The 4109-nt window shown below is 67.4% G+C and carries 5 protein-coding genes; 4 read left to right on the forward strand and 1 reads right to left on the reverse strand.

Annotation, left to right across the window (positions count from 1 at the left end; genetic code table 11):
• From B4L26_RS18185 to B4L26_RS18200, 4 genes are all read left to right on the forward strand, one after another.
• A partial coding sequence (locus B4L26_RS18185) for a YhjD/YihY/BrkB family envelope integrity protein (protein ID WP_290721204.1) occupies nt 1–662 on the forward strand: 662 nt, incomplete at its 5' end.
• A gap of 28 nt (nt 663–690) precedes the next feature.
• Nucleotides 691–1023, forward strand: coding sequence for a TfoX/Sxy family protein (locus tag B4L26_RS18190; RefSeq protein ID WP_290721207.1), 333 nt, complete (start codon nt 691–693; stop codon nt 1021–1023).
• A 408-nt stretch (nt 1024–1431) separates the two neighbouring features.
• Nucleotides 1432–2262, forward strand: a complete 831-nt coding sequence (locus tag B4L26_RS18195) for a hypothetical protein (RefSeq protein ID WP_290721210.1) — start codon at nt 1432–1434, stop codon at nt 2260–2262.
• A 102-nt stretch (nt 2263–2364) separates the two neighbouring features.
• Nucleotides 2365–2730, forward strand: a complete 366-nt coding sequence (locus B4L26_RS18200) for a hypothetical protein (RefSeq protein ID WP_290721214.1) — start codon at nt 2365–2367, stop codon at nt 2728–2730.
• On the opposite strand, the gene B4L26_RS18205 is transcribed toward B4L26_RS18200, so the two are convergent.
• Nucleotides 2703–3902 carry an IS110 family transposase gene (locus B4L26_RS18205; protein ID WP_290721216.1) on the reverse strand — a complete coding sequence of 400 codons (1200 nt, stop codon included), beginning with the start codon at nt 3900–3902 and terminating at the stop codon, nt 2703–2705. The genes B4L26_RS18200 and B4L26_RS18205 overlap by 28 nt on opposite strands.
• Between the last annotated feature and the right edge of the window lie 207 nt (nt 3903–4109).

The following is a 4109-nucleotide window of genomic DNA, read 5'->3' on the forward strand; positions in this document are numbered from 1 at the left end:
GCCCCAACCCGATCCTGACCCGCGGCCGGAGTCTGCTGATCGTGCCGCTCGGGTTGCTCGTCGTCACCGCGTCAACGACCATCGCGACGATCGCCGCGTCCTACGACTTCGGCAGCGCCACCAAGTGGCTGGTCATGCTCGCGACGATCCTGCTCAACGCCGGCGTGATGTATCTGACCTATCGCATCGGCGTCGGCGTGGCCGAGCGGCGCCATTTGATCGTCGGCTCGGTGGTCGCCGCTGTGCTGCTGCAGGTCCTGCAGACCTTCGGCGTGGTCTATGTCGGCCGGGTCGTGCGCGATGCGTCCGCCAGCAATGGTGTGGTCGGCTTCGTCCTCGGCCTGCTCGCCTTCATCTATCTCGCGGCCGTCATCCTCATCGTTTGTGCCGAGATCAATGCGGTGTCCGCGAAGCGCCTCTATCCCCGCGCGTTGCTGACTCCGTTCACCGACAATGTCTCGCTCACCGACGCCGACAAGAGGCAATACGCCGCCCAGGCGCGCATGATGCGGACCAAGCAGTATGAACGTATCGACGCCACCTTCGAACCGCCCCCGGAGCGGTCTGCCCGACCCCCGAAGTCGGTGGGCGAGCCGGCGAAAACGGGTGGCGAGGCGCAGGGTGAGCCGGAGGGTGACCCGCAGGCGGAGGCATCGAGGTAGCGGGCTTGGTGCGCGGCATACTTCCCGCATGGCGTATGACGAGGAGTTGGCCGACCGCATTCGCGAACTGGTGCAGGACGAGAGTGGGCTGACCGAGAAGAAGATGTTCGGTGGCCTGGCGTTTCTGATCGGCGGCCATATGGCGGTTGCTGCGGCCGGTCATGGCGGATTGATGGTTCGCAGCGACCCCGCGAAGGCCGACGACATCGTCGACGATGTGGTCATCTCGCGGATGGAGATGCGCGGCCGGCCGATGGGCGGGTGGTTGCGCGTGACCGAGGAGGCATTGGCGGATGAAGCGATCCTGCGCCGTTGGGTCGATCATGGCGTCACGTATGCCCGCTCCCTCCCGCCGAAGTAACCTCACTGAGCGCACAACCGAGTTGCGCTGTCGCGCAAGGTGATTGCGCGATTCGCCCGGATGATACGCAACTTCGGCGCAGACTGCGCAGCATGCAACTGCCTCGTGGCCTGACCGTCATCGCCGGTGTCTGCGCCTTGTGGCTGGCCGCGTGCACGGGAGTGAGCGAACGGCATACGTCGTGAGCGCGACGGCGCGACCCACCACGACGACGAGCGCGCCCAGCTCGGCGGCGACGCCGACGGTGACCGCACGGCCAGGCATCGACCAAGCCCCGGACGCCCCGCGCTATCCGCTGCCGGGCGCTGCGGGCCCGGTCGTGGACGGCATCGACTGGCGTGAGCCGGACTGGCTGCGGCCGGCCGCCAATTCCGTTTCTACTCCGAACGCCCGTCGGCGCCGGACGGCGTGCTGGTGCGGGCGATCGATCAGTTCTGGCGGCAACTGCAGCCGCACACGGGCGCGACGATCTACACCGACGTCGGCCAGGCGCAGCAGAGGAGCTTCGACCACTCGTGCAGCAACTGGCCGAGCCGGGCGACTTCTGGATGCGCATTTTCCGCCAGCGGCGTCGACTGGGTCGCGACCGAGTGTGGCGTGCACGGCTTCAAGCCCGACTACGACGGCGAAGCGCACCTGCCCATCTGGGACGACTGCGTCTGGGGGCATCTGCTCGATCTCTATCGCGAGGTCTTCGTCACCAAGGGGCTGCGCGCCGACCCGCGGCTGAAATTTGTCTATGTCCCAAGGGCTTTCACGTGGGCGGAATACGACTCCGCCCGTCGCCATGCCCACCCGGACAAGCCCGGGTGGGCTGCTCCGAAGCCGGCGACAACTGCCCGCCCGCCGACCTCGCGCTGCTCACGCATGGCCAAGCGGATCGTCACCTCGTTAGGCGATGCGAACCGGGCCTACTGGTCCTATGAGTTCACCGAGTGGCTGACGTCCGCGGCCCAGGACGAGAAGTGGAATATCGCTCTGGGGAATCTCCCGCTGCGGTCGTCCGAGAAGGACTCACCGGTCTTCATCGACACCGACAAGGCCTTGCCCGGTTTCGCGCACTTCGCCGACAACCTCGAGAATGCCAAGAAGCCCTGCCCGACGCTCAAGGGTTACGCCGGCTTGTCGAAGGTGTTCGGCGAGCGAGTGAGCAACATCCTCCAGGGCCAGGCAACCCCGAAGGAAGGACTCGACGCGGCCAACCAGGCCGCGGATCAAGAACTGGCCGACAGCCAGTGAGCACGGTGCGCGCCACACCGGCGACCGCCGGGGCCCGGGCGACCAACGGCCCGGGCGGACGCTGCGTCGGACGGCCGGAAGCCCGGCCGTCGGATGGGTTGGTTGCCCTTCGATCCGGCCCACTTGATTCTCGCGCCGATGGCGATTGCCTTCTTGATGCCGTTGGTGCAAATGCTCTTTTCCGCGGTGAAGACGGATGCAGAGATCCGCGCCTTCCCGCCAATCTTCTGGCCGAAGCACCCGACTCTCTCCGGCTTGCAGGCGCTCTTCACCGAGTCCGACGTCCTGCGCTGGATCATGAACACCGTCATCGTCTCCGGGACGGCCATCGCGTCCCATATGGTGCTCTGTTCGCTCGCGGGCTACGGCTTCGCGCGGCTGAAGTTCGCCGGTCGCAATGATGCTCCTATTGCGTGTCAAGCCTTTGGGGAGGGGGAGTTTCAGGCGGCGGCGAGCCAGGCTCTGTAGCGGGTGGCGAGTTCGTCGTTGGGGCGTCTGCCGAGTTCGAGTTCGCCGATTCTGGCGGGCCATACGCCGAGGTGTTGTGCGGCGGCGGTGAGGGTGAGGTTCTTCGCGTGGCGTGCGGGTCGGAGGTCGGAGTAGTCGGGCGCGAGGGTGTGGCCGGCCAGGGCGTGGAAGATCTCTCGTGCGACGGCGCGTTTGAGGGCGCGGAAGACCTCCTTCGTGGTCCACCCGTTGGCCAGGCGGGTGTCGCGGTAGGCGCGGGTTCTCTGGTCGTAGGACATGCGGACTTTGACGATGTGGTGCAGGGCGGCGTTGGCTTGCCGGTCACCGCCGCGGGAGAGGCGATGTTTGTCGGTGCGGCCGGAGGAGACCGGGATCGGCGCCGTTCCGCACAGGGCGGCGAACGAGGCGGAGGTGCGTAGCCGGTCGGGGTTGTCGCCGGCGGTGATCAGCAGCTGGGCGCCGACCGCGGGGCCGACGCCTTTGATGGCCATCAGGGCTGGGTTGGCGCGGGTGGCGCGCCGCAGCATCCGTTCCTCGAGCGCGGTGATCTCGTCCTGGAGGGCGAGGTAGCGTCGCGCCAGGGTCCGCAACGCGTACAGGGTGTCGGCGTCGTCGACGTCATGGATCTGATCGGGGCGGCAATCCCGAAGGGTGGCAATGAGTTTGGTCTCCGGCAGGTCCCGGAAACGGTCCCGCAGGGCGGGGCGGGTGGTGACCAGCAGGGAGCCGATCTGACGCCAGGCGGCTTGTTGTGACTTCACCGCGGAACGGCGCGCGATGGTCAGCGCCCGTAGCGGCTCGATGCTGGGGTTCTTCGGCTCGGTTGAGGCCTCGCCGGACAGCACCGACCGGGCAGCGCGGTAGGCGTCCAGCGGGTCGGTCTTGCCCTGCTTGCGTTTCTCCGCCGCGCGGGTCCGGTTGACCTCGACCACGCGGATGCCTGCCGCGAGAAGTTCGGTGGTAATCCCGATGCCGTAGCTGGAGGTGCCCTCCACACCGACCGCGCTCAGGGGGCCGTGTTCGATCAGCCACGCCACCGCCCGCCGGTACCCGGCCACCGTGGTGGGGAACTCCCGGTCCGTGACCGGCTGCCCGATCGCGGTGATGACCGCGACGTGGATGGTGTCCTTATGTGAGTCGATACCGCCGACGCGGTGATCCTGGTTTGTCATGATGATGCTGCCCTTCCGTAGCCGATGGGTCGGCACCGGCCGGGCCGGTCAGACAGGACTTACACCAGATCCCGTGCGCTGGGGTCAGGCTCGTATGAGGTCATGCCCGACCGGCCGGTGCCGCTACTACGCGAGGGCCGGACGGATCAGTCCATCGGCAACCCAGCAGGGCACCAGTCAGATCAAGGGTCACGACCCTCGCGCAGC

It is taken from the genome of Gordonia sp. UBA7599 (assembly GCA_002477755.1).
Taxonomy (GTDB): Bacteria; Actinomycetota; Actinomycetes; order Mycobacteriales; family Mycobacteriaceae; genus Gordonia.

What these genes read in the sequence shown, in the direction of transcription:
- B4L26_RS18190 (WP_290721207.1), top strand. Translation starts at nt 691, where the DNA reads ATGGCGTATGACGAGGAGTTGGCCGACCGCATTCGCGAACTGGTGCAG.
- B4L26_RS18205 (WP_290721216.1), bottom strand. Translation starts at nt 3,902, where the DNA reads ATGACAAACCAGGATCACCGCGTCGGCGGTATCGACTCACATAAGGAC.